Source organism: Pseudomonas sp. NBRC 111140, assembly GCF_001320885.1.
Lineage (GTDB): Bacteria > Pseudomonadota > Gammaproteobacteria > Pseudomonadales > Pseudomonadaceae > Aquipseudomonas > Aquipseudomonas putida_P.
In genome coordinates, this window is the sequence record NZ_BCBQ01000002.1 from 129948 (window position 1) to 150575 (window position 20628).

General features: G+C 61.7%; 17 protein-coding genes and 1 pseudogene. 7 read left to right on the top strand and 11 right to left on the bottom strand.

Annotated elements, in window-relative coordinates; translation table 11 throughout:
• Nucleotides 1-8: 8 nt before the first annotated feature.
• The 3 genes from APH42_RS01255 to APH42_RS01265 form a co-directional block, all read right to left on the bottom strand.
• Complete coding sequence (locus tag APH42_RS01255; RefSeq protein ID WP_060492517.1) at nucleotides 9-416, bottom strand: ACT domain-containing protein; 408 nt, start codon at nucleotides 414-416, stop codon at nucleotides 9-11.
• 265 nt (nucleotides 417-681) lie between these two features.
• Nucleotides 682-1041 carry a cupin domain-containing protein gene (locus APH42_RS01260; protein ID WP_060492518.1) on the bottom strand — a complete coding sequence of 120 codons (360 nt, stop codon included), beginning with the start codon at nucleotides 1039-1041 and terminating at the stop codon, nucleotides 682-684.
• Nucleotides 1038-1631: a GNAT family N-acetyltransferase gene (locus APH42_RS01265; protein ID WP_012272648.1), complete on the bottom strand. Its 594-nt coding sequence runs from the start codon at nucleotides 1629-1631 to the stop codon at nucleotides 1038-1040. Before APH42_RS01265 ends, APH42_RS01260 begins: the two co-directional genes overlap by 4 nt.
• A 283-nt stretch (nucleotides 1632-1914) precedes the next feature.
• Between APH42_RS01265 and APH42_RS28940 the strand changes: the two are divergent.
• Nucleotides 1915-2279: pseudogene (locus APH42_RS28940) on the top strand (EamA family transporter); the annotation flags it as partial.
• A gap of 8 nt (nucleotides 2280-2287) precedes the next feature.
• On the opposite strand, the gene APH42_RS01275 reads toward APH42_RS28940, so the two are convergent.
• Entirely contained in the window at nucleotides 2288-3757 is a 1470-nt protein-coding gene (locus APH42_RS01275) for an aldehyde dehydrogenase family protein (protein WP_060492519.1), read from the bottom strand.
• Between the two features lie 203 nt (nucleotides 3758-3960).
• Here APH42_RS01275 and APH42_RS01280 point away from each other — a divergent pair, with 203 nt between their 5' ends.
• Complete coding sequence (locus APH42_RS01280; protein ID WP_060492520.1) at nucleotides 3961-4710, top strand: class II aldolase and adducin N-terminal domain-containing protein; 750 nt, start codon at nucleotides 3961-3963, stop codon at nucleotides 4708-4710.
• 55 nt (nucleotides 4711-4765) lie between these two features.
• Entirely contained in the window at nucleotides 4766-5713 is a 948-nt protein-coding gene (locus APH42_RS01285) for a choline ABC transporter substrate-binding protein (protein WP_060492521.1), read from the top strand.
• 71 nt (nucleotides 5714-5784) lie between these two features.
• Here APH42_RS01285 and APH42_RS01290 read toward each other — a convergent pair whose 3' ends face one another.
• From APH42_RS01290 to APH42_RS01305, 4 genes are all read right to left on the bottom strand, one after another.
• Nucleotides 5785-6834, bottom strand: coding sequence for a GlxA family transcriptional regulator (locus tag APH42_RS01290; protein ID WP_049773300.1), 1050 nt, complete (start codon nucleotides 6832-6834; stop codon nucleotides 5785-5787).
• Between the two features lie 111 nt (nucleotides 6835-6945).
• Entirely contained in the window at nucleotides 6946-8607 is a 1662-nt protein-coding gene (locus APH42_RS01295) for a choline dehydrogenase (protein WP_060492522.1), read from the bottom strand.
• Nucleotides 8608-8629: 22 nt separating this feature from the next.
• A complete protein-coding gene (locus tag APH42_RS01300) occupies nucleotides 8630-9793 on the bottom strand; it encodes an aromatic ring-hydroxylating dioxygenase subunit alpha (protein ID WP_060492523.1) in 1164 nt (387 codons plus the stop codon).
• Nucleotides 9794-10457: 664 nt separating this feature from the next.
• Nucleotides 10458-10892 (bottom strand): PRC-barrel domain-containing protein, encoded by a 435-nt coding sequence (locus APH42_RS01305; RefSeq protein ID WP_060492524.1) that lies wholly within the window; start codon nucleotides 10890-10892, stop codon nucleotides 10458-10460.
• A 580-nt stretch (nucleotides 10893-11472) separates the two neighbouring features.
• On the opposite strand from APH42_RS01305, the gene APH42_RS01310 reads away from it, so the two are divergent.
• Entirely contained in the window at nucleotides 11473-11988 is a 516-nt protein-coding gene (locus tag APH42_RS01310) for an MgtC/SapB family protein (protein ID WP_060492525.1), read from the top strand.
• A gap of 40 nt (nucleotides 11989-12028) precedes the next feature.
• On the opposite strand, the gene APH42_RS01315 is transcribed toward APH42_RS01310, so the two are convergent.
• The 3 genes from APH42_RS01315 to APH42_RS01325 all read right to left on the bottom strand — a co-directional run bounded on the left by APH42_RS01315 (nucleotide 12029) and on the right by APH42_RS01325 (nucleotide 17929).
• Nucleotides 12029-16138, bottom strand: coding sequence for a CheR family methyltransferase (locus tag APH42_RS01315; protein ID WP_060492526.1), 4110 nt, complete (start codon nucleotides 16136-16138; stop codon nucleotides 12029-12031).
• 121 nt (nucleotides 16139-16259) lie between these two features.
• A complete protein-coding gene (locus APH42_RS01320; protein WP_060492527.1) occupies nucleotides 16260-17357 on the bottom strand; it encodes a mechanosensitive ion channel family protein in 1098 nt (365 codons plus the stop codon).
• A 71-nt stretch (nucleotides 17358-17428) separates the two neighbouring features.
• Nucleotides 17429-17929 (bottom strand): DUF4142 domain-containing protein, encoded by a 501-nt coding sequence (locus APH42_RS01325; RefSeq protein ID WP_060492528.1) that lies wholly within the window; start codon nucleotides 17927-17929, stop codon nucleotides 17429-17431.
• 216 nt (nucleotides 17930-18145) lie between these two features.
• Here APH42_RS01325 and APH42_RS01330 point away from each other — a divergent pair, with 216 nt between their 5' ends.
• Genes APH42_RS01330 through APH42_RS01340 form a run of 3 tightly spaced genes read left to right on the top strand, consistent with a single transcriptional unit; the run spans nucleotide 18146 to nucleotide 20624 of the window.
• Nucleotides 18146-18331, top strand: a complete 186-nt coding sequence (locus APH42_RS01330) for a hypothetical protein (RefSeq protein ID WP_060492529.1) — start codon at nucleotides 18146-18148, stop codon at nucleotides 18329-18331.
• Between the two features lie 14 nt (nucleotides 18332-18345).
• Nucleotides 18346-19671, top strand: a complete 1326-nt coding sequence (locus APH42_RS01335) for an iron-containing redox enzyme family protein (RefSeq protein ID WP_060492558.1) — start codon at nucleotides 18346-18348, stop codon at nucleotides 19669-19671.
• Nucleotides 19671-20624 (top strand): class I SAM-dependent methyltransferase, encoded by a 954-nt coding sequence (locus APH42_RS01340; RefSeq protein ID WP_060492530.1) that lies wholly within the window; start codon nucleotides 19671-19673, stop codon nucleotides 20622-20624. The genes APH42_RS01335 and APH42_RS01340 overlap by 1 nt, the downstream gene beginning before the upstream one ends.
• The last annotated feature ends 4 nt before the right edge of the window (nucleotides 20625-20628 follow it).

Here is a 20628-nt window from a genome sequence, read left to right on the forward strand (position 1 = left end):
GCTAGGGGCTAACTGGATTCGCCTGCGCGAGATAAAGCTTGGAGGACATCGATGGCTTTAGCGGCATCATCCTTGGCCACGAAAATGTGATCATGGTAGAACGCGGCGATCACGTTGCAACTGAGGCCAGCCTTTCCGAGTGCGGTCGCGAATGCGGCCGTCAAACCCACCGCATCAAGCGCTGAGTGGATCGTGAGCGTGATCCAAGCCGCCACAAAATTGTACTCAAGGCCCAGTGCATCAGCGCGTTCGCGCTCAATGATGACAGTGAAGCCTTCTTTTTCGCGGAATGTACCAAGTACATCGGTACCCAGAAGCGCGGACGCGTCCGCCACTGTGCAGAATACAAAGTCGCCTTCATTGAGGACTGGGCTCATGCCGCGGAGCAGGGCTGAGATGGATTTTTCGCCTGACATAGGGTACTCCCGCTTGAAAGGCAGTAGTGTGCATTTCAGCGGGTCATTAGTTTAATCAATTCTACTCATTATCGATTAGTTCTACTTATGCAAGATCCCGCCCAAGTCACCTTTCGTTCACCAGGCTAGACCAGGTCTGCCAGACGCGAGTGGCGCCATGCAGTAGAGGGCTGTTGTAGCCTCCTGTGTAGAGCATTCGAGCGCCGCCAGTAGGCAAGCATGCAAACTGTCCTTGCGCTGCGCTCGATGAAACGCAACCCCGTGCCTAGTTCGTGGGCAAGAGGATCACGAAGTTCTTTTTCATATCTTCCAGCACGGTCCATTTCCCCTTGGCGCCCGGCTCGATAATGAACGTGTCCCCAGCGGCCAGTGTGAGGGGGGCGCAACCTTCAAGTTCAATGACGCAGCATCCACTCAGGACATGGCAGAACTCCCAAACTTTGTAGTCGATGCGCCACGCTCCGGTGCTGGCTTCCCATTCTCCAGAAATGCGACCTTGCTGTTCATCGTGATAGTACTTGGACGTCAGCGTATGAGGGGCGCCTTCCACGACCTCTTCAAAAAAAGGCAGGTCGCGCACCGGTTGGATATCCAGTTCGCGGAACACGGTCAGTTTCTTGTTCATGGTTTTTTCTCGAGCACGTTGTGGGTAGGGCGATACATCAAATAGGCTTCGCCGGTTACGCTCAGCATGGGGTGCGGAACGATCTGGCAGGTTTTAACAATTTGAAAACCGTGACGTTCATAGAAGCGGCGTGCACCGTGGTTTTCTGCATAATCGATCAGGCATAGCCCATCCAGGCCAGCGTCGTCGGCGCGCTGCTGGGCGTGGCGAAGAAACTGGACGCCCAGCCCCTGGCTGCGCCAGGCCTCATCTAACGCCAGGCTGGATATGTATAAGGTGGCGGGTATTTCCATGTCGGAATAAGGCGCGAGGACCGGGTCTGTCTCGACAGGCCTGTCAGGGGTCTCGCGCAACGCATAGCTATGCATCATGCCGATGACGCGCCCTTCGAAAGTGGCCATCAAGCAGTTCTTGTAGGAAAAGTCACCCTGTTCCCTGGCATAGCGAGACGCACCGACACTCAGCAATGCTTCTCCTGGCACGGCAAGCTTGCTCCATATGTAATCGGCCATGCCCTCCGATGTCAGTTGAAAGAAGCGCGCAATATCGTGCGCGTCCGCGGCTTGAGCGGGTCTGAATTCGATAGACATGTACGGTGCTCCCATGGGATCGGGTAGTTCGTTTTCAAGGATTACGCCTTTGACAGGGTGGCAGGGTAGGCGGGTTTAACGGTTCCCATCATGCTCTGGGCGAACACCGTCAGCATGGTGTGCGACGCTATCCCACGATCAAAGGCTCGTGGCCGTCTAATGGCTCAAGCCTGGGAAATCGATCGATCAGTTGCCGGAGGTGGTGAGGCGAGAAGCAGGGCAACGTGTACTTCCATGGCGGGATGGCAGGATTCAGCGCGGGTTTGCCTCCTAGTGGGGGCGTCTAGGGGCCGCACTGGCTATCGCTGGAATTTCGGTAATCTTCGGTGGCGACCTGCAGCCGGTTTTAGCCTGCAAGGTGCTGCGCTCACCTCCATTGCCGGCACCGGCTATGGGGCCTTTTCGGTTGCCATGAAACGTATGGAGGTATCGGGAGGGCTGCACTTCACCCGGCTGTTGTTGCTCTTTGGCAGCCTGTATCTGCTGATGCCGGCTGCCGCCGAAGGTTTCGTGATCGGCGAGTTGTCGCCGCTGCTGGCGCTGGCTACGCTGCCGACAATCCTCGGTTTCTTCTGCACCACCAAGGCCATCGAGTACCTTAAGCCATCCCACGTCCAAGCGTTGGAGCTTACGGAGCCACTGTTCGCCAGAAGTCGTCATGTGAACCAGTTCAACGCCCGAGGCTCGCAATTGAGTAGCACGTGTTTGAGCTCACTGAATTCCTCCAGGCCCGTCGCCGATAGCTCGCGGCCGATGCCGCTGGCCTTGAAACCACCCCAGGGCGCCTGGGGAAATGCCAGGTTGTAATCGTTCACCCACAGTGTCCCAACCCGCAGCCGCCGGGCCATGCGATTGGCGCAGCCCAGGTCGCCGGTCCAGACCCCGGCCGCCAGGCCATAGGGCGTATCGTTGGCCAACCGCACGGCATGTGCCTCGTCGGTGAAGCGTTCGACGGTGATTACCGGGCCGAAAATTTCTTCGCGAGCAATGCGCATGTCGGCCTGCACGTCACTGAGCAGGGTAGGGCGTAACCAGAACCCCTTTTCCAGGTGCGCATCCGTGGGGCGCTGGCCGCCGGCGCGCAGGCGAGCGCCTTCGCCTTGTGCCGCCTGGATCAGCGACAGCACGCGATTCCGCTGGGCCGCCGATATCAGAGGCCCCATGCGCGTGCGGCTGTCGAAGCCATCGCCGAGAACAATAGCGTCGATGCGTTCGACCAGGCGCGCGACGAAGCGATCATGCACGGAGGCTTGCAACAGCAGGCGCGAGCCGGCCGAGCACACCTGCCCTGCGTTGAAGAACACGGCGTTGAGCGCCTGGTCCAGGGCCACGTCGAGGTCGGCATCAGCAAACACGATATTTGGGTTTTTGCCACCGAGCTCCAGCGCCAGGCGCTTGAAGTTGCCACTGGCGGCCTGCATCACCTTGGCACCGGCTTGGGCGCCACCGGTGAACGACACCATGTCCACCCGGTCGCTGAGCGCCATGTGGTGGCCTACGGTGCCATCGCCGCAGACCAGGTTGAACACCCCGGCTGGCAGCGCCAGGGCGGCCAGCAAAGCCGTCAGGTGCAAGGCACTTAGCGGCGTCAGTTCGCTGGGCTTGAGAATCACCGTGTTGCCCGCAGCCAAGGCGGGGGCGAGCTTCCAGGCGGTTTGCAGCAGAGGGTAGTTCCACGGCACGATCAACGCGCAGACACCTACCGGCTCATGGCGTGTGACGCTGATGACGTGGTCGGGGGCATGCGGGTGAGCGCGATCGGTGCGCGCTTCAAGCAGCCCTGCGTAGTAGCGAAAGGTGGCCACCACGCAGGCCATATCGGCCTCGCTCTCGCCCAGGGTCTTGCCGGTGTTGAGGGTTTCCAGGCGCGCCAGTTGCGCGGCATCGGCTTCGATGGCTGCCGCGATGCGCAGCAGCCAGGCGCTGCGCTCACTCGGTGGCAGCTGCGGCCAAGGGCCGTGGTCGAAGGCGTGACGGGCGGCGTCGATCGCGGCGTCGACATCCTGGGCGTCGGCTTCTGGCGCCAAGGCCAGCAAGGACTCGTTGGCGGGGTTGAGGATTTCCCGATAGCGGCCGCTGTGTGGCTCACGCCATTGCCCTGCGATGAATAGCGATTGATGGGACACACTGAGTCTCCTGGCTTGCCTATGTATGGGCACACCATAGACAGGCAGCAGGGTGCGAACTTGACGAAATACGACAGGGCCAGTGCTGCGCTCGTTCGCGACAAGGCAGGTCGCATCGCATCAAGTCAAAAGCGTCGCCATCCCTAGACTCGAAGGGTATGAACGCGCCCCCGAGGGGCGCGCCTGCCGCCCGAGGAGCTGCCATGCACAACTCATCCATCGCTGTTCTAGACGCCCATGCCCAGGCCCGCGTCGAGCTCGCCTGCGCATTTCGCTGGACCGCCCGCCTAGGGATGCACGAGGCGATTGCCAACCATTTCAGCCTGGCTGTTTCCGAGGATGGCCGGCGTTTTCTGATCAATCCCTATGGCCGGCATTTTTCCAGGATCCGCGCCAGCGACTTGCTGCTGCTCGATGCCGACGACCCCTCGGCGTTGCAACGCCCCGGGGCGCCGGACATCACTGCCTGGGCCCTGCATGGCGCCTTGCACCGGCGGCATCCGCATGCGCGCTGCATCCTGCATGTGCATTCGAAGTACGCCACCGCCTTGGCCTGTTTGGCCGACTCGCGCCTGCCACCGATCGAGCAGAACGCCATGCGCTTCTTCGAGCGCGTGGCCATCGACGAGGGGTTCGACGGCATGGGGCTGGGGGATGAAGCCGAGCGGGTAAGCCGCCAGTTGGGCGACAAGCCGATTCTGCTGATGGGCAACCACGGTGTGCTGGTGGCGGCCCCAAGCGTGGCCCAGGCCTTCGACGACCTCTACTACTTCGAGCGGGCCTGCGAGCTTTACCTCACCGCGCTTGCCAGCGGCCGCCCTCTGCGTATCGCCAGCGATGCCGTGGCGCGCAAGACAGCCCGGCAATGGCTTGATTATCCGGATTTCGCCGCCCGCCATTTCGCTGCGCTGCAGGAAATCCTCGATGAGCAGGAGCCGGACTATCGCAGCTGAGTGCATACGCCCGTGCATTGTCACGCCCACCCTGAACCGTTCTGGAGTCGCTCGCATGCCAAAGAAAACATCAGTGCCCGTGCTTGCCGCATCGCTGCTCGTCGCGTCCATCGCCACCGCCCAGGCCAGTGACCCCGCTGCCTGCCAGACAGTCAACTTCGCGGAGGTCGGCTGGGCTGACATCGCCGCCACCACTGGGCTCGCGACTACCGTCTTGCAAGGCCTGGGTTACAAGACCAAGACCCAGATGCTGTCGATCCCGATGGCGTACCAGGCCATGGAAATGAAGAGCATCGACGTCTACCTTGGCGCCTGGATGCCGTCGATGGCGGCAATTTCCACGCCTTTTCTGGAAAAAGGCAGCGTCGAGCGGGTACGCACCAACCTGACCGGTGCCAAATACACCCTGGCCGTGCCGGACTATGCCTACGAGGCCGGGCTCAAGCGCTTCGAGGACATCGCCCGGTTCAAGGACGAGTTGCAAGGGCGCATCTACGGCATCGAGGCCGGCAATGATGGCAACCAGATCATCCAGGGCCTGATCGACAAGGACAGCTATGGCCTCAAGGGTTTCCGCCTGGTCGACTCAAGCGAGGCCGGCATGCTGGTGGAAGTACGCCGGGCGGTGCGCTCGAAAAAGCCGATCGTGTTCCTGGGGTGGGAGCCGCACCCAATGAACAGCCAGCTGTCGATGCGTTATCTGAGTGGTGGCGACGCTGAGTTCGGCCCGAACTACGGGGCTGCAGTGGTCGACACCCATACGCGCAAAGGCTTCGGCCAGGAATGCCCGAACGTAGGTGCGTTATTGTCTCGGATGGCGTTTGAGCTGGGGATGGAAAGCCAGATCATGGGGGCCATTCTCAACGACAAACAAAAGCCTGCGCTGGCATCACGGGAGTGGCTCAAGCGCAACCCACAGGTGCTGGAGAACTGGCTGGCGGGGGTGACGACGTTCGATGGCCAGCCAGGGGCATCGGCGGTGCGCAGTTACCTTGGGCTTTAACCTATGGCCCTGGGGCGCTTTGCGCCCCAGGGCGGCGATGCATCTGTGCAAGCCCGCGCAATGCACCGAGATCAGATCGCCAACGGCTGCCGGTCATGCCCCAACGGCTGGCGCATGACCGGGGCGCTCAAACTCTGCGAACGGTCGTTGCTCGGTGCACAGCCGAATTTGGCGCGGTAGGCGCGGGAGAAGTGTTCCAGCGAGCCGAAACCTGCACTGGCTGCAACCTGGGCAACGCTCATGCGGGTTTGCTGCAACAGGTTGTGGGCGCGTGCCAGGCGCAGGCTGAGGTAGTACTTCAGCGGCGTAAGGCCGGTGTGCTGCATGAACTGGCGCTCCAGTTGGCGACGCGACAGTGCCACACGCTCGGCGATGGCCTCGCAGCTCAGCGGTTCTTCCAGGTGCTGTTCCATCAACTCGATGGCCCGCCCCATCTTGCCGGCCTGGGCATGCAGGTTGCGGCGATAGCCTTCGGCTTGCTGGACCTGCGGCTCGCGTACCTGCTCGATGAGCATGTGCATGGCCACTTCGCGTGCCAGGTTGCCACCGGCCAGCCGGTCCAGCCAGCTGAGCACCATGTCCAGCACGGCAGTGGCGCCTGCGCAGGTCAGGCGCTTGCGGCCCAACGAGTAGAGCTGCGCGCAGGCTTGCACCCTAGGGTAGCTTTCTTGGAAACCTTGCAGGTTGTCCCAATGGACGGCGGCCGGGTGGCCGTCGAGCACACCTGCCGCAGCCAGCAGCTCGGTGCCGGTTTCGATCCCTACCATGACTGCGCCGAAGGCCGCCTGGCGCTTGATCCAGGCCTTGAGGGCCGGGTTGCGCGCGTGGCGGTGCACATCGAAGCTGGCGATCACCACGCAGGCATCGAATTCGCTGTGCTCGCCGATGCCCGCCTGGGCACCGGCGAGCAGGCCGTTGCTGGCGGGCACCGGCTGGCCGTCTACCGAGAGCAGGGTCCACTGGAACAGGTTGCACTGGGCCAGCCAGTTGGCGATCGAAAGCGGCTCGATCAGCGAGGCCAGGCCGAAGTTGGAAAACGAAGGCAGCAACAGGATGCCGATGCGCAGCGGAGGGCTGGCAGGGCCCTGCCACTGAAGGTCAAGGGTTTCGGATCGTTTCATGGTTGCACCAGGCTCGGCAATGGGCGCCGGCTGCATTGGCCGGCACCTCGTTCACAGGAAAGGCCCGCTGCGCCTATGCAAGCGCAGTGGGCCGGCTTTGGCAAGTACCCCTCAACGCTGGCATTCGCGCCAGCGTGGGTGAACCCACACAGGTGCATCGCTTGCGGTAAGCGCGGTGAGGCCACGGATCAGGTCGCTGGCCTTCTCGGCGATCATCACCGTGGGCGCGTTGGTGTTGCCGCTGACGATCTGCGGCATGATCGAGGCATCGACCACCCGCAGCCCGCGCAGACCGTGCACGCGCAATTGTGGGTCGACCACTGCTTCGGGGTCGCTGGGCGGGCCCATCTTGCAGGTGCCGCTGGCGTGGTAGCCAGTCTCGGTGATGCGTCGCGCCCAAGCGTCGAGCTGCGCATCGCTCACCTGGTCGGCACCGGGTACCAGCTCGTCACCGGCATAGGCGCGCATGGCCGGCTGGGCGAGGATCTCGCGTACCAGGCGGGCGCCTGCACGCATGTCGGCGCGGTCGCGCTCGGTGGTCAGGTAGTTGAAGAGGATGCGCGGCGCCAGGTGCGGATCGGTGCTGACCAGGCTGACGCTGCCCAGGCTGGTGGGGCGCATCAGGTCGATGTGCACCTGGAAGGCGTGCTCGGGCACCAGGTCGACGCTGCCTGGCTGGACCGCCAGCGGCATGAACGTCAGTTGCAGGTCGGGAAACTCCACCCCGGCCCGCGAGCGGATGAACGCGCCCGCCTCGAAATGGTTGCTAGCCGCCAGGCCATCGTGGCTGGCGAACCAGCGCGCGCCGATCAGCCATTTGCCCGGTGCACGTGTCCAGGGGTAGAGCGACACCGGCTGCTTGCAGCGGTACTGCACGACGGTATCGGGATGGTCGTTCAGGCGCTGGCCTACTCCCGGCAGGTCGCGTACCAGGGGGATGCCCAGGCGCCGCAGATGCTGGGCCGGGCCGACGCCAGAAAGCATCAGCAGTTGCGGTGAGTTGATGGCGCCAGCACTCAGTAGCACCTCTTGGCGCACACGCACCTGGTGCACCACGCCGTCCATTTCGAACTCCACCCCGTAGGCTTGTTCGCCGTCGAAGAGAATCCGCCGGCTCAGCGCCGAGGTGGCGATGGTGACGTTGCCGCCTTTGAGTGCTTCAGCCAGGTAGCCGCGCGCGGTGCTCCAGCGCTTGCCGTCGCGGGTGGTGCGGTCGACCGGGCCAAAGCCTTCCTGGCGATGGCCATTGAGGTCGCTGCTCACGCCATAGCCGGCTTGCTGGCCGGCCTCGATGAAGGCCTGGCACAGTGGCGGCGAGGTATCGCCTGGTGTGACGTGGAGCAGCCCGGTTGCGCCGCGGTAGGTGTTGGCGCCGTCCCGATGGTTTTGCGCCCGCATGAAGTAGGGCAGCACCTCCCGATAGCTCCAGCCTTCGCAGCCTTGTGCAGCCCAGCCGTCGTAGTCGCGGGCATGGCCACGAATGTAGACCATGCCGTTGATCGACGACGAGCCGCCCAGGGTGCGCCCGCGTGGTGTGCCGATGCGTCGGCCGTCCAGGCCCGGCTCCGGTTCGCTGGTGTAGCTCCAGTTGAAGCGGGTGCCACCTACCACGATGCCCACTGCTGAGGGCATGTCAATGGTCCAGCTGGCGTCCGGCGGGCCGGACTCCAGCACCAGGATGCGCAGGGCCGGGTTCTCTCCCAAGCGCTTGGCCAGCACGCAGCCGGCCGAGCCGGCACCAATGATCACATAGTCGTATTCATGCCCGAGCATAAAGGCTCCCCCATGACAGTGGTCAGCGGCCTGCGCCGATGCCGTCGAACACCAGCTTGTGGAAGTGATGCACCAAATGCTCGCTTTCGTTGCTGCGCTCGGCGTCGATCATGTAGCGGCCCTGGTCGTAGCCGAGCGAACGCAGGCCTTTCTGCACGCTGATGTTGAGCTCGATGTCCTCGGGGCCGAGGTCCTCGTTCATCCACTTCATGCAGGCGTGGGAAACCTCCGGGACCTGCTCGTGGGGGCTGTAGTAGCCAAAACGCAGCAGTGAGCGCTCTGCGTCCAGCGGGATCATGATGAACGTGCCGAGAAACGCCGAGAAGGGGAAGGTATAGAAGGTGTTGTTCGGCCACAGCCCGATGTTGAAGAAGCGCTCATCGGGGTTGCGTGGCCCGCTCAGCTTGACGCCGTAGGCTTCCTCGGCCTGCTGGTTGGCCGGTGCGATGTACGTCCACCAGTTGTCGCGCTTGGTCAGGCGGTAGCCCTTGAAGTCGATCAGCTTGGCCAGGTCGATATGGCAGGGCCCGGACAACTTGAAATGGTACCCCTCGATGGAGTTGTCCATGATCACCTTCCAGTTGGCCGGTACGATCACGTCCTGCTCTTCGATCAGGCGCATCTTGCCAAGGTCGGGAAAGACCGCGCGCATTTCTTCGTCGGCACCTGGGAACAGCTCCGCCAGCGACGGCGCGTCTGCGTCGAAGTTGAAGTAGACGAAACCGCCGAGTTCTTCGACGCGGACCTTGGGAATGTTGAATTGCTGCTTGTCGAAGGCTATCAGCCGTTCGCTGCGTGGCGCACTGCGCAGGCTGCCGTCCATTTCGTAGCACCAGGAGTGGTAGGCGCAGCGCAGCACTCGGGTGTCGTTACCACGACGCACATCCAGCAGGCGATTGCCACGGTGCTGGCAGACATTGTGGAAGGCATTGATCTTGCCATCGTTGCCACAGGCCACCACCACGCTCTGGTCGAACATGTCGCACACCACGAACTGACCAGGCTCGGCGAACTCGTTGCGATGGCCGGCCAGGTGCCAGGCACTCATGAAGATACGGTCGCGTTCGGCAGCGAAGATCTGCTCGTCGAAAAAGTACCGCGAGGGCAAGGTGAAGGCGTGTTCCGGGCGCTGCTCGGCCCAATCTGCAATGGAAGTGCTGTGTTTGAACTGCTCGACGGATTGCATGGCTGGTCTCCTCCAGACACTGCCCCTGGGGTTCGATCAGGGGCTCGCTCGGGAGTTAATCTAGGGGAGGGTGAGGGGCTGCTCTTGATGGAAAGCGACAACATACGCCGATGTGCGCGGTGTCGAGGCCAAGCCTGAGCAGCACAGGCCTTGAGCAGGGGCAATGGGCGTCAGAGGATGGCTGTGCCTTGCGCATCAAGGGCACCGGCAGCGTGACGACGGTGAAGCACGCCATGATCACGCAGGGAATGCGTCGGCGTAGGTCAGGCTTTGTGCTTCGCGTGAACAAGCCCGACGCGAGCTTCAAGCGTGCTGGATGTGAAGACCCACGTTAGGGGTGCGAATCAAAGGCTGTCCGGATCCCCGAAGAACATTTGGAAAGGCCTCTGGAACGGCATTTCTGGCTTCAAAAAGCAGAAATGTACCCCCAAAAATACCCGCGATACCCCCAGCAGGATGCACGATCGAGAATGGCGATTTCTGACAGCTGTCGAGATGGTGCAGCTTGGATTTCAGTGTAACTCCATGGCGGTGTGGTCGAAAGCAGGACAGTGCCTCGTCCGTATGGAAATTTTTCCACACGGCTGCTATCGACCCAAATCCGCCTGCCACGACCCTGTTGGTCAGGATAAGCTTGGCCGGAAGCCCGGCCAAGCAGGGCCCATCACAGCCGGGGATCGCTTTCCCACGTGGTGCCGTAGTAGTCGTGGATACCTCTGCCCCAAGTCGGATCGCTCATGTTTGGCCAGTTGTCCTTATCGAAGCCTGGGGCGTTCTTCAGGCGGTCCTTGTCGGCATCAAGGACGAAGCGCTTGTTCACCGTGTCCAGGCGCAAAGCAGCCCACGGCACGGCGAACAGCTTTTCACCCATCCCCAGGAAACCGCCAAACGACAGTACAGCGTACGCAACCTTGCCGCTGGCGGTGTCCAGCATGATTTCCTTGATGTCGCCCAAGTCTTCGTCTTGCGTGTTATACACGTCGTTGCCGATGAGGGTATCCGCGCCCATCAGCCGCGGCCCCGGGCCGCGGTCTCCCTCGGCAGTGAAATCGGTCCGTCCCTTGTACATACCGTACTTGTCGCGCTCTTCGAAATTCATAGTACGCTCCTGGCCAGCGGCCACAGGCAGTAGAGCCTCTCGACTCTTTGTTCAAGGCTGCTCGAGTGACGCCGGCGGGAATGTCGGCGTCATCTCACATTTTATAACCGCGCGATATCCCTCGAGCATTTAGTAAGGCTCGTACGAGAAGCGGGCGGGACAGCGAGCGACGGAATAGGACACTAAGCTACGACAGCCTGGATGCGTTCTGCGGCGCTCAGAATAGGAGAGTGGTCAGCATAACCAGCCGTTCGCTATTTGCGACCAGTGGTGGGACATGGAGTCGACTGAAGCGGCTGCGACTGGCCGTCAATTCGGTCTGAACGCCTTACCGACAGCACAGCACGCGCTGAGAATATCTACGGCGACCTGCGAAACTTGATGCTGACCGTCAATTGCAGAGACGAACAAGAGGTTTGCCCACGAATACTGCAAGGCGACCACTTGAGCGTTCGATGCAGCAAACGTGCAGTGCTCGCAGTCACACTCTGTAACTGCCTCCGGAAGACCCGGCCATGCCCATCGAGATCGTAAAAAGCGCCAGCAGAGGCCGAACGTGTAAACGGCACGGACCCCATCCATGGATCTGATCTGGCAAACAATCCAGGCCGAATTCGCCGATATCGGCGATGTGCGTGAGGTCGTGCGGATTCTTGTACGCCTCGTGATGGCTGCCGTACTAGGCGCGGTGCTGGGTTTCGAGCGCGAGCACAAGGGCAAATCTGCCGGGGTGCGCACGCACATGCTGGTTTCGCTCGGCGCGGCGCTGTTCGTACTGGCACCGAGCACGGCAGGTGCCGATGCGCAGGCGCTCAGCCGGGTGATTCAGGGCATCGTTGCCGGTATCGGATTTCTGGGCGCGGGCACCATTCTCAAAGGCAATGGCCAGGACACCAGTCATGTCAAAGGCCTTACCACAGCTGCCGGGTTATGGATGACGGCTGCCATCGGTACGGCAGCGGGGATGGGACGCGAAGCCACGGCGCTGGTCAGCACGGTGCTGGCGCTGTTGGTGCTGGGAACGATGCCTTTGCTGGTGGACAAGGTTGAAGGGCAGGACGAAGAAAAACAGAAGGAGGAGGGCAGGAAGCACTGAGGGGCGTGAGTCGCCCCCGGTAAAGCCCATCTTCTCCTATTCAAACCGACGCTGAGCCATTCAGGCGCTCGATCGCGTCAATCAAGTCGTCATAACCCACCGGCTTGTTCAAGTGGCGGTCAAAACCGGACTGGCGAGACTTGTGTTGGTCCGCGCTTGCCCCATAGCCAGTCAACGCAATGGCAGGGATGTAGCGCAGATGCTCCAGGCCGCGCAGCGCCCGGATCAGAGCATGGCCATCCATGCCAGGCATGCCGATGTCGGAAATGATCACGTCGTAACGCGCATCTGCCGCCGACTGCAGCGCCAGTTTCGGGTCGCTGTACGCATCGACGTCGGCATCTTCCATCAACAGCAATTGTTCCATCACTTCCAGCACATCGACCGAGTCATCCACCAGCAGGATGCGAACCCCTTTCAGGCGACCTTCTGAGGGCAGCACTTCGCCCTGAGCCTGGGGTTGCTGGGTATACACGCACAAAGGCAGGGTAATGATGAACGTACAACCCTGGCCTATTCCGGGAGACTCCACGCTTACCGCTCCGCCATGGGCTTCTACCAATTGACGAACCAGGGAAAGGCCAATACCTAGCCCCTCTCGCCCATGGCCGGTGGGTGCAGCCTGGTTGAACAGCTCAAAAATATCTTCCAGGGAGTTTTGGGCGAGGCCTATGCCCTGATCGATGACTTCAAGTCGCGCCTGCTCATCCTGTCGAGCAAGTCTCAACAGAATTTCGCCATCGGCAGGGCTGAACTTCAGTGCGTTGTTCAGCAGGTTCCAGATGATCTGCTCGACACGGGTGCTGTCGGCCTCCACATAGACCGGTTCGCCATCGGCCGGCAGCGTCAGCCGAACACTTCGGCCGCGCTGCTCATTGCAGGCTACGGAGCAGATACCCTGCAGCACGGCGCACAAATCGACCGGCTGGGTCTTCAGTTTGAGTTTGCCCGTGCGGATGCGCGCTACATCGAGCAAGTCATCGATGATCCGCGCCTGGCTGGTGACCGCTTCGCGAATGACGTTGACCGCTTTGCTCGCCATGCCGGTACTTGTGACCGATGGTATACGTCGCAAGATATCGGCATTGAGCTGAATCAGGTTCAACGGGTGCTTGAGCTCGTGGGACATCACCGCGAAGAACTCATCCTTCATGTGGCTGGAGCTTTGTGACTCGGCCAGGCGCTTGCTTTGTTCGTCCTGCAGGCGCTTGTGGCCGGTCAGATCACGGGCGATCTTCACGTAACCGCGCAGGCTGCTGCCCTTGAGGCGTGAAACTTCACCACTGCAATAAAAGCGGCTGCCGTCCTTGCGCACATGCCAGCGTTCGTCCTGGCCGCGGCCATGCAGGCGGGCAGCGCGCAATTCGCGTTCCGGCTCGCCGTTTTCGCGGTCCTGCTCGGTGAAAATCAGCGCATAGTGAATGCCCAGCACTTCATCCTTGGCGTAGCCGAAGATCAGCGCAGCGCCCGTGTTCCAGTCGATGATCAGGCCTTGTTCGTCAAGCAGGATGATGGCGAAGTCATGGGTGCTCTCTGCGACCAGGCGCATGCGCTCCTCGCCTTGACGCAAGCGTTCTTCGGCTGCGCGACTCTTGGTGATGTCGATAAACGTCAGCACGGTGCCATCGACATTCTGCTCGCTGGCCCGGTACGGTAGCAGGCGCGCCAGGTACCAATGCTGGTCCTGGCCGATCACTTCACGCTCGATCGTGGTTTCGCGTTCGATCACGGCGCGCGCATCGTCCGCCAGGCCTGGGTATTCCAGACGATGGGTGATGTCGAGCAGCGAGCGGCCGGTGTCGACCGGCAGTATGCTGAAAATGGCGGTGGCCCCAGGGGTGAACCAGCGAATGTGCAAGTTGCGGTCGACAAACACGGTGGCGATCTGGGTGGAGGCGATCAGGTTGCTCAGGTAGTCGTTGATCTTGTCGGTTTCATCGACCTTGGTCTTGAGCTCGTAGTTGACCGTCAGCAGTTCTTCGTTGATGGATTGCAGCTCTTCCTTGCTGGTTTCCAGCTCTTCGCTGGCCAGGCGCAGCTCCTCGTTGATCGCCTGCATTTCTTCGTTCGAGGCCATCAGCTCCTGGCTGGAGATATCCGACTGCTCGATGGTTTCCTGCAACTGCTGACGGGTGCGCTGCAGTTCGCGCTCCAGGGTGTTCAACACCATGCCTTCGGTTTGCTGGATAGCAGGCGGGGTATGGGGATCAGCTTCGCGAACCTGAAAAACCACCAGCAGGCATTCGCTGCCACTGGGTTCGTCCTGGTGGGGCTGGACCTGTAACTGGACTTCGACGCGTTGATCGTCGACGGTGGTGATCACTGCGCCAGAGCTGACCGGCTGACCGGTGTTCTGGGCCTGCAACAGGGTACTGCGCAGGGCAGGGCGCAGCGGCGTGAGTACCAGGTTGAGCAGGCTGGGGCTGACTTCGCCACCGGCGTGGCGCAGGAAGCGGCCGACACCATCGCTCATGTGCAAGATGTTGCCGTCAGTATCGACGATCAGGCTGGGCGGTGTGCGTCTGGACAATGCACGGTGATGGATTTCAGCATAGGACAGCTTGCGCAGGGGCTTGGGTTTGGTGCGTACTGCTTGCGTGTCGGGCGCTTGAAGCCGCCCTGGGCGGCTCGCCGGTTCTACTTCCCTGGCGCGGAAGATGCGATGGCGCTTGTCCACGGCAATAAACAGGTCGGCCGCCACGTCCGCTGATTCCGAACTGCCCAGGAACAGGTAACCTCCTTTGCGCAGGGCGAAGTGGAACAGCCGCAGGATCTCCCGTTGCACTTCCCGGTCCAGGTAGATGAGCAAGTTACGGCATACCACCAGGTCCAACTGAGAGAACGGTGGATCGGACAACAGGTTGTGCCGGGCGAACAGGACTTTTTCGCGAATGTCCTTGCGTACCTTGTAATGCTGGTCTTCCTTGATGAAAAACTGACGCAACCTGGCCGTGGGTACATCGGTGGCGATGGCATCGGGGTAGACGCCCAGCCGGCCGACATTGATCGCGTGTTCGTCGAGATCGGTGGCGAACACCTGGACTTTGGTGCTGCGCTGCTCCATGGCCAATTGCTCGGTCGCCATCATCGCCAGGCTGTAGGCTTCTTCGCCGGATGAGCAACCTGCCGACCAGATGCGCACTTCGCGCTGAAGCTCTTCGTTGTCGTCATTGGCAAGGCCCGGCATCACATGCTGCTGCAATGCTTCGAAGGCTTCGCGGTCACGGAAGAAATTGGTGACCCCTATCAACATGTCAGCCAGCAATGCACGGCATTCCTCAGGATGCTGCTCGAGGTATTCGCGGTAACCGGCCAGGTCGGTCTGTGCAGTGACATGCAGGCGCCGTTCAAGTCGGCGCAGGACCGTCGCGCGCTTGTAGTGCTGAAAGTCGTGACCGGTGCTGGCATGCAGGCGGGCAAGGATGTCGTCGAGCAGTGGGTCGCATTGAGCCGGGTCGCCTGAACGCTCGCCCAGAGGCGGTGGGAGGCTGTCATCCTCGATTTCAGGAAGTTTCACGTTCTGTGCCGAGCGCCACAGCTCCAGCAGCTTGCCCGGAATCTCGGTTACCGGCAGGATCAGGTCGACCATGCCGGTGGTGATGGCAGCCTTGGGCATGTCGGGGTACTGGGCGTCATCGGGGGACTGCACCAGGGTTACGCCACCCTGTTCCTTGATGCGTGACAGGCCCACTGCACCATCGCTGCCGCTGCCCGAAAGCACCACGCAGAACGCATGGTCCTTGTGCACGTCGGCCAGGTCGCGGAAGAACAGGTCGATGGCAACATGGTCGCCGCGGCTGCGCCTGGCCGGGCTGACCCGCAGGTAGCCGTCATTGGTGGACAGGCGGTTGGCCGGTGAAATCACATAGACGTGATCACGCTCGATCGGTACCGGCTCGCTCACCTGGCACACCGGCATGCGCGTGACACGCTGAATCAGGCGGTCGGCCTGGCTCTGGTGGTCCGGCGACAAGTGCAACACTACAACGAACGCCATGCCGCAGTGCTCGGGGGCGTGCTGGAAAAACGCCTGGACCGCCTCCAGCCCGCCAGCCGATGCGCCGATGCCCACCACTGGAAAGTCCAGGTGGCTAGGGCTGAGCGCAGGGTTGTGCGGCGACGCGATGGAAGTCTTGCTGGACGATTTCATTGGCACGAGCCTTGTGCGAACCGGGAGTGAGCTTTGGCACCGATTATAGGCCCGACACCCTTCAGACGACGAGCGGGGTTCACGTTAGGACAGCCCTCGTTGGCCAAAGTGCCGCTATTTATCAGTGAGCCGGTGGCTCAGCGGGCGGCTGCGGCAGCGCGGTGACCTTGATGGCACGTACCGGCACGGCAAACTTGGCTCCGATCCGGGTGAAGCGCTCTAGCAGGTGGAAGTTGATGGCCTGCTGGATATCCATGTAAAGGTTGTAGCCAGGGTCCCGCACGATATAAACGCACTCGAACTCCAGCGCCTCTTTACCAAAGCCGCGCAGGTGAGCGCGGTCGAAGCGGACCTGCTGCTGGGCCTTGATTGCCTCCTCGACGATGGCGGGTGCCTTTTTGACCGCATCAGTGGGGGTGTCATAGGACAAGCCGAACTCGAACACGATGCGTCGTTCCTGCAAGCGCTTGTAGTTCTGGATCGTGCTGCTGATCATGCTGGCATTGGCCATGACGATCTGCTCACCGCCCAGGCTGCGGATGCGTGTAGTCTTCAGCCCGACATGTTCCACTGTGCCGGCCAGTGGGCCGATGACGATGAAGTCGCCGACTTCGAAGGGTTTATCGACGGCGATCGACAATGAAGCGAACAGGTCACCCAGAATGTTCTGCACGGCCAGGGCGACGGCAATGCCGCCCACACCCAGGCTGGCCACGAAGGCGGTGATATTGACGCCCAGATTGGACAGCATGGCCAGCAACACCACCGACCACAACAGCACGCGCGCGCCCCAGGCCGAAAGCGTGGCCAGCGCACTGCCTTGGTAAAGGCCGTCGGCGCTGTGCCGGCTGAAGTAGCGGGTCAGGCCCAGCGCGATGGCGCGATTGACCCAGAGGCCGATCTGCAGGGCAGCGACCACGAACCACAAGCTACTGACCCGGCCCAGCCAGCGCTCGGGCAGGTCCAGCATGCTCAAACCCACCAGCAGCGAAGCGAGCAGCAGCAGGCTGTTGCTGGTGCCGGCCAGTACCTTGGCCAGCACCTGACTCATTGCCCCGTCATGTTCGGACCAGCGCTGCACCCGGCGCATCAACAGGCCGATGACAGCTCTGGCAATCAGGAACGTCAGCACAGCAACGCACAGCGCCACCAGCAGGTTGAGGATGGAAATGCCGAAGAATGTGGTGTCGGTGAACAGTTCGATGATTCGATCATTCATGGGGAGCCCACCTCCAGATGGCTCAAGGCAGGGCCGCAGGGCGGCCCCTGGATAGCGTGGTGACGTGTGGGTTACTTGCCGTGGGTGGCTTGCAGCGCCTTGGCCTGTTCCAGATGGTGTTGCAGCGTTGGCAGCTTGTCGCTGGCGAAGGCCTTCAGCTCCGGCTTGTCGGAGGAGGCGGCCTCTTTCTTGAACAGTTCCACGGCCTTTTCGTGCGCGTCGATCTGATTATTGACGTATGACCGGTCGAAAGACTCCTCGCGCCATTCGAGGATCATCTTCTTGACCTTGTCGGTCAGCGCCGCTTCGTCGGGCACGCTGATGTCCAGCTTGCGGGCGATATCAGCGAGTTCCTGGTTGGCTTTGGTATGGTCCGTGACCATTTGCTGGGCGAATTGCTTGATGTCTGCGCTCTGGCTCTTTTCCTGTGCCAGGTTGCCGGTGACCACTTCGGCGATACCGGCTTCAGTGGCCGCATCGACGAAATCGTCCGAAGACGCTGCCTGTACTTGCAACGAAGCCAGGCCCATCAACAGGGTTACCCCGGCGATTTTCAAGAATGGTTTGTTCATCTGTCACTCCTTCGCTTGGTGGCTGCGACCTCTGTGTCGCACTCGGTTGAGCGGTGGGAGCAGGTGAAGGTTTAGTTTTTCTCGAATTCAGGGCCGCCGTGAGGGCGCAACCGGCGTTTCGGGCACCGCTCATCCGCTATGTCGGAATCAGAACGAATTCACGGGTACCGGTCGGACTCGTTGCTGTAAGTCTTCACAAAAACGAGAGCTCATCAGATGAAAAACAACCTGTTTGTCGTGCTGCTGTTGTCTGCCAGTTTTTCGCTGCTCGGAGGTTGCTTCGACCGCGACAAGGATCATCCGGCGAAGGATGCTGACCCAAGTAAACCGTCGCTTCAGATGCAGCAACCCACACCGTCCGTAACCAATCCTCCAGCTGAGACCAAACCGCAGAATCAATGATCGAGGTACAAGGCATGGTGGCAATGACACAGGCAGGTACCACGACCCACAAGGCCAGCGCAGGGCTTGAACGCCGCTATCGAGCGCTACTTGAGGGCCCTGAACCGACGGGCGAGGCCTGGCTGGAGGAGCAATTGCGTCATGCCCGTCTGCTTGTCGACGATCTGCCAGAGGATCCGGGGCTACTTGCGCAATGGGCCGATGCCCATGCAGGTTGTGTCGCCAAAGCGCATGCGGCCTATCTGGAACACCGGCGTCAGGGTGGGGCCCGCCGTTATTTTGCCAACCGTTCCCATGCCTTGTGGTTCCTGCAACAAGTCGCGCCGACCAAGGCGGTCGACGGTGCATGGCTGCACGGGGCCCTGTGGCACTGGCAGGACCCGCGCTTCCATGGGCTGATCCGCACCTTTCTCGAAGAGCTCGGGGACGGCGACCCACGCTGCAATCACGTGCTGATCTACCAGCGTTTGCTCAGCCGTCTGGGTTGCTCGCAGGAGCGGCCGCTTGATCCTGCTCGTTACCTGCAGGGCGCGCTGCAACTGGCGCTCGGCCAGCACTGCGAGCGTTTTCTTCCAGAAGTGATCGGTTACAACCTGGGTTACGAACAGCCCCCCTTGCATCTGCTGATCACCACCCACGAGCTGGCCGAGCTGGGTATCGACGCCCATTACTTCCAGTTGCATGTGACCATCGATAATGCCGCCAGCGGCCATGCGCGCCGCGCCATAGAGAGCTTCACCGAGCTGATGCGGGATGAGCGACCCGCGTTTTACGAGCGTGTCAGGCATGGTTACCGTCTTAATGACCTGGGGATCGACACGCCGTCGTTGATCGCCTCGTTCGACCTGCGGGCCGAATTGCTCGGCGCGCTGGAGCGCAAGCGCATCTATGGCCAGTGCATGCATTCGGACCGTTGTCGCCTGCAAGGACGCACCATCAACCAGTGGCTTGCCGAACCCGGCGCGATGCCTGATTTTCTGGAGGCGCTACAGGTTCAGGGTTGGATCAAGCGCGACACCGATCCCCGACAAAGCCGCTTCTGGTCGCTGATAGAAGGCCCTGTAGCGGCCATGTTCGGTGTGTTCGATGCTTATGAAAAGCAGCTTTGGCATGACTGGATCGCCGGAGACTGGCAAGGCGCAGAAATCCGTCGGGTGCCGCCAGGGCAGTGGGAGCACGCCTTGCAGTTGGCAGATGAAACACCCCTTGCGCCGCCTGCTGCAGACATGGCTGCGCTGATCGAAGCAATGGCTGGCAATCGGCATGCTACCCCGCAGGGCCTGCACGCCACCCGCGCGTTCATTCAGGCCACCGGCTTGATGCAAGGAGGGCTCTACTGATGCTGCTCGACCAGGACCAGATCCGTGCCGATGAGGCCTTGTTGCAGTTGGGGCGTCGACTGCGTGCCGACGGCTATCGTTTCACCTGTGTGACGCCGGCGACCCAGGCCAGGGTCAATGCCCGGGCCGATGCGCAGCAGGCGCGTACCTTGCGTGATGTGTTCGGCTGGAGTCGACCGTTTGCCGCGTCGCTGCTTAGCCCTGACGAACTGGAGCAGCTGCGCCTCGCTGGCGTGCTGGAGGCCCAAGGTGCGCTGTGGCGCAGCACTGTGCGCTGGTCCAGCCTGGACGATCTGTTGCTGGTACATGCTGCCTGGCCAACGGACAGCCGCGACGCGGTGTTCTTTGGCCCGGACAGCTACCGTTTCGCCCAGCTGATACACGATCATTTGAGAAGCACGCCCGAGCGCGTGCAGCATGCCGTAGACATCGGCTGTGGCAGCGGTGTAGGGGCGTTGCTGATCGCTCGCGCCGCCCAACACGCTCAGGTTTGCGCAGTGGACATCAACCCTATGGCATTGCGCTACACCGCCATCAATGCCGCCTTGGCCGGTGTGGCCAATGTTTCGGTCGAGCGCAGTGACCTGCTCAATGACATCGCAGGTACGTTCGACCTGATCGTCGCCAACCCGCCGTACATGCTCGACGCCGGACAGCGCGCCTACCGCCACGGCGGCGGCGCACTGGGGGCCGAGCTGTCGCTGCGCATCGTGGAGCAAGCCCGGGAGCGCCTGTCGCCAGGGGGCACGTTGCTGCTCTACACCGGTGTCGCCATCGTCGAGGGGCGCGACGCGCTGCTCGAAGCCATGCGGTTGCGCCTGGCAGGGCCTGCGTTCAGTTGGTTCTATCGCGAGCTGGACCCGGATGTATTCGGTGAGCAATTGCTTGAACCCGGTTACGAGCAGGTCGAGCGCATTGCCGCCGTGGCCCTGACCGTCACCCGTCGCGGCTGATAGC

What these genes read in the sequence shown, in the direction of transcription:
- APH42_RS01325 (WP_060492528.1), bottom strand. Translation starts at nt 17,929, where the DNA reads ATGAACAAACCATTCTTGAAAATCGCCGGGGTAACCCTGTTGATGGGC.
- APH42_RS01285 (WP_060492521.1), top strand. Translation starts at nt 4,766, where the DNA reads ATGCCAAAGAAAACATCAGTGCCCGTGCTTGCCGCATCGCTGCTCGTC.
- APH42_RS01315 (WP_060492526.1), bottom strand. Translation starts at nt 16,138, where the DNA reads ATGAAATCGTCCAGCAAGACTTCCATCGCGTCGCCGCACAACCCTGCG.
- APH42_RS01330 (WP_060492529.1), top strand. Translation starts at nt 18,146, where the DNA reads ATGAAAAACAACCTGTTTGTCGTGCTGCTGTTGTCTGCCAGTTTTTCG.
- APH42_RS01280 (WP_060492520.1), top strand. Translation starts at nt 3,961, where the DNA reads ATGCACAACTCATCCATCGCTGTTCTAGACGCCCATGCCCAGGCCCGC.
- APH42_RS01340 (WP_060492530.1), top strand. Translation starts at nt 19,671, where the DNA reads ATGCTGCTCGACCAGGACCAGATCCGTGCCGATGAGGCCTTGTTGCAG.
- APH42_RS01320 (WP_060492527.1), bottom strand. Translation starts at nt 17,357, where the DNA reads ATGAATGATCGAATCATCGAACTGTTCACCGACACCACATTCTTCGGC.
- APH42_RS01255 (WP_060492517.1), bottom strand. Translation starts at nt 416, where the DNA reads ATGTCAGGCGAAAAATCCATCTCAGCCCTGCTCCGCGGCATGAGCCCA.
- APH42_RS01290 (WP_049773300.1), bottom strand. Translation starts at nt 6,834, where the DNA reads ATGAAACGATCCGAAACCCTTGACCTTCAGTGGCAGGGCCCTGCCAGC.
- APH42_RS01260 (WP_060492518.1), bottom strand. Translation starts at nt 1,041, where the DNA reads ATGAACAAGAAACTGACCGTGTTCCGCGAACTGGATATCCAACCGGTG.
- APH42_RS01335 (WP_060492558.1), top strand. Translation starts at nt 18,346, where the DNA reads ATGGTGGCAATGACACAGGCAGGTACCACGACCCACAAGGCCAGCGCA.
- APH42_RS01305 (WP_060492524.1), bottom strand. Translation starts at nt 10,892, where the DNA reads ATGAATTTCGAAGAGCGCGACAAGTACGGTATGTACAAGGGACGGACC.
- APH42_RS01310 (WP_060492525.1), top strand. Translation starts at nt 11,473, where the DNA reads ATGGATCTGATCTGGCAAACAATCCAGGCCGAATTCGCCGATATCGGC.
- APH42_RS01295 (WP_060492522.1), bottom strand. Translation starts at nt 8,607, where the DNA reads ATGCTCGGGCATGAATACGACTATGTGATCATTGGTGCCGGCTCGGCC.
- APH42_RS01300 (WP_060492523.1), bottom strand. Translation starts at nt 9,793, where the DNA reads ATGCAATCCGTCGAGCAGTTCAAACACAGCACTTCCATTGCAGATTGG.
- APH42_RS01265 (WP_012272648.1), bottom strand. Translation starts at nt 1,631, where the DNA reads ATGTCTATCGAATTCAGACCCGCTCAAGCCGCGGACGCGCACGATATT.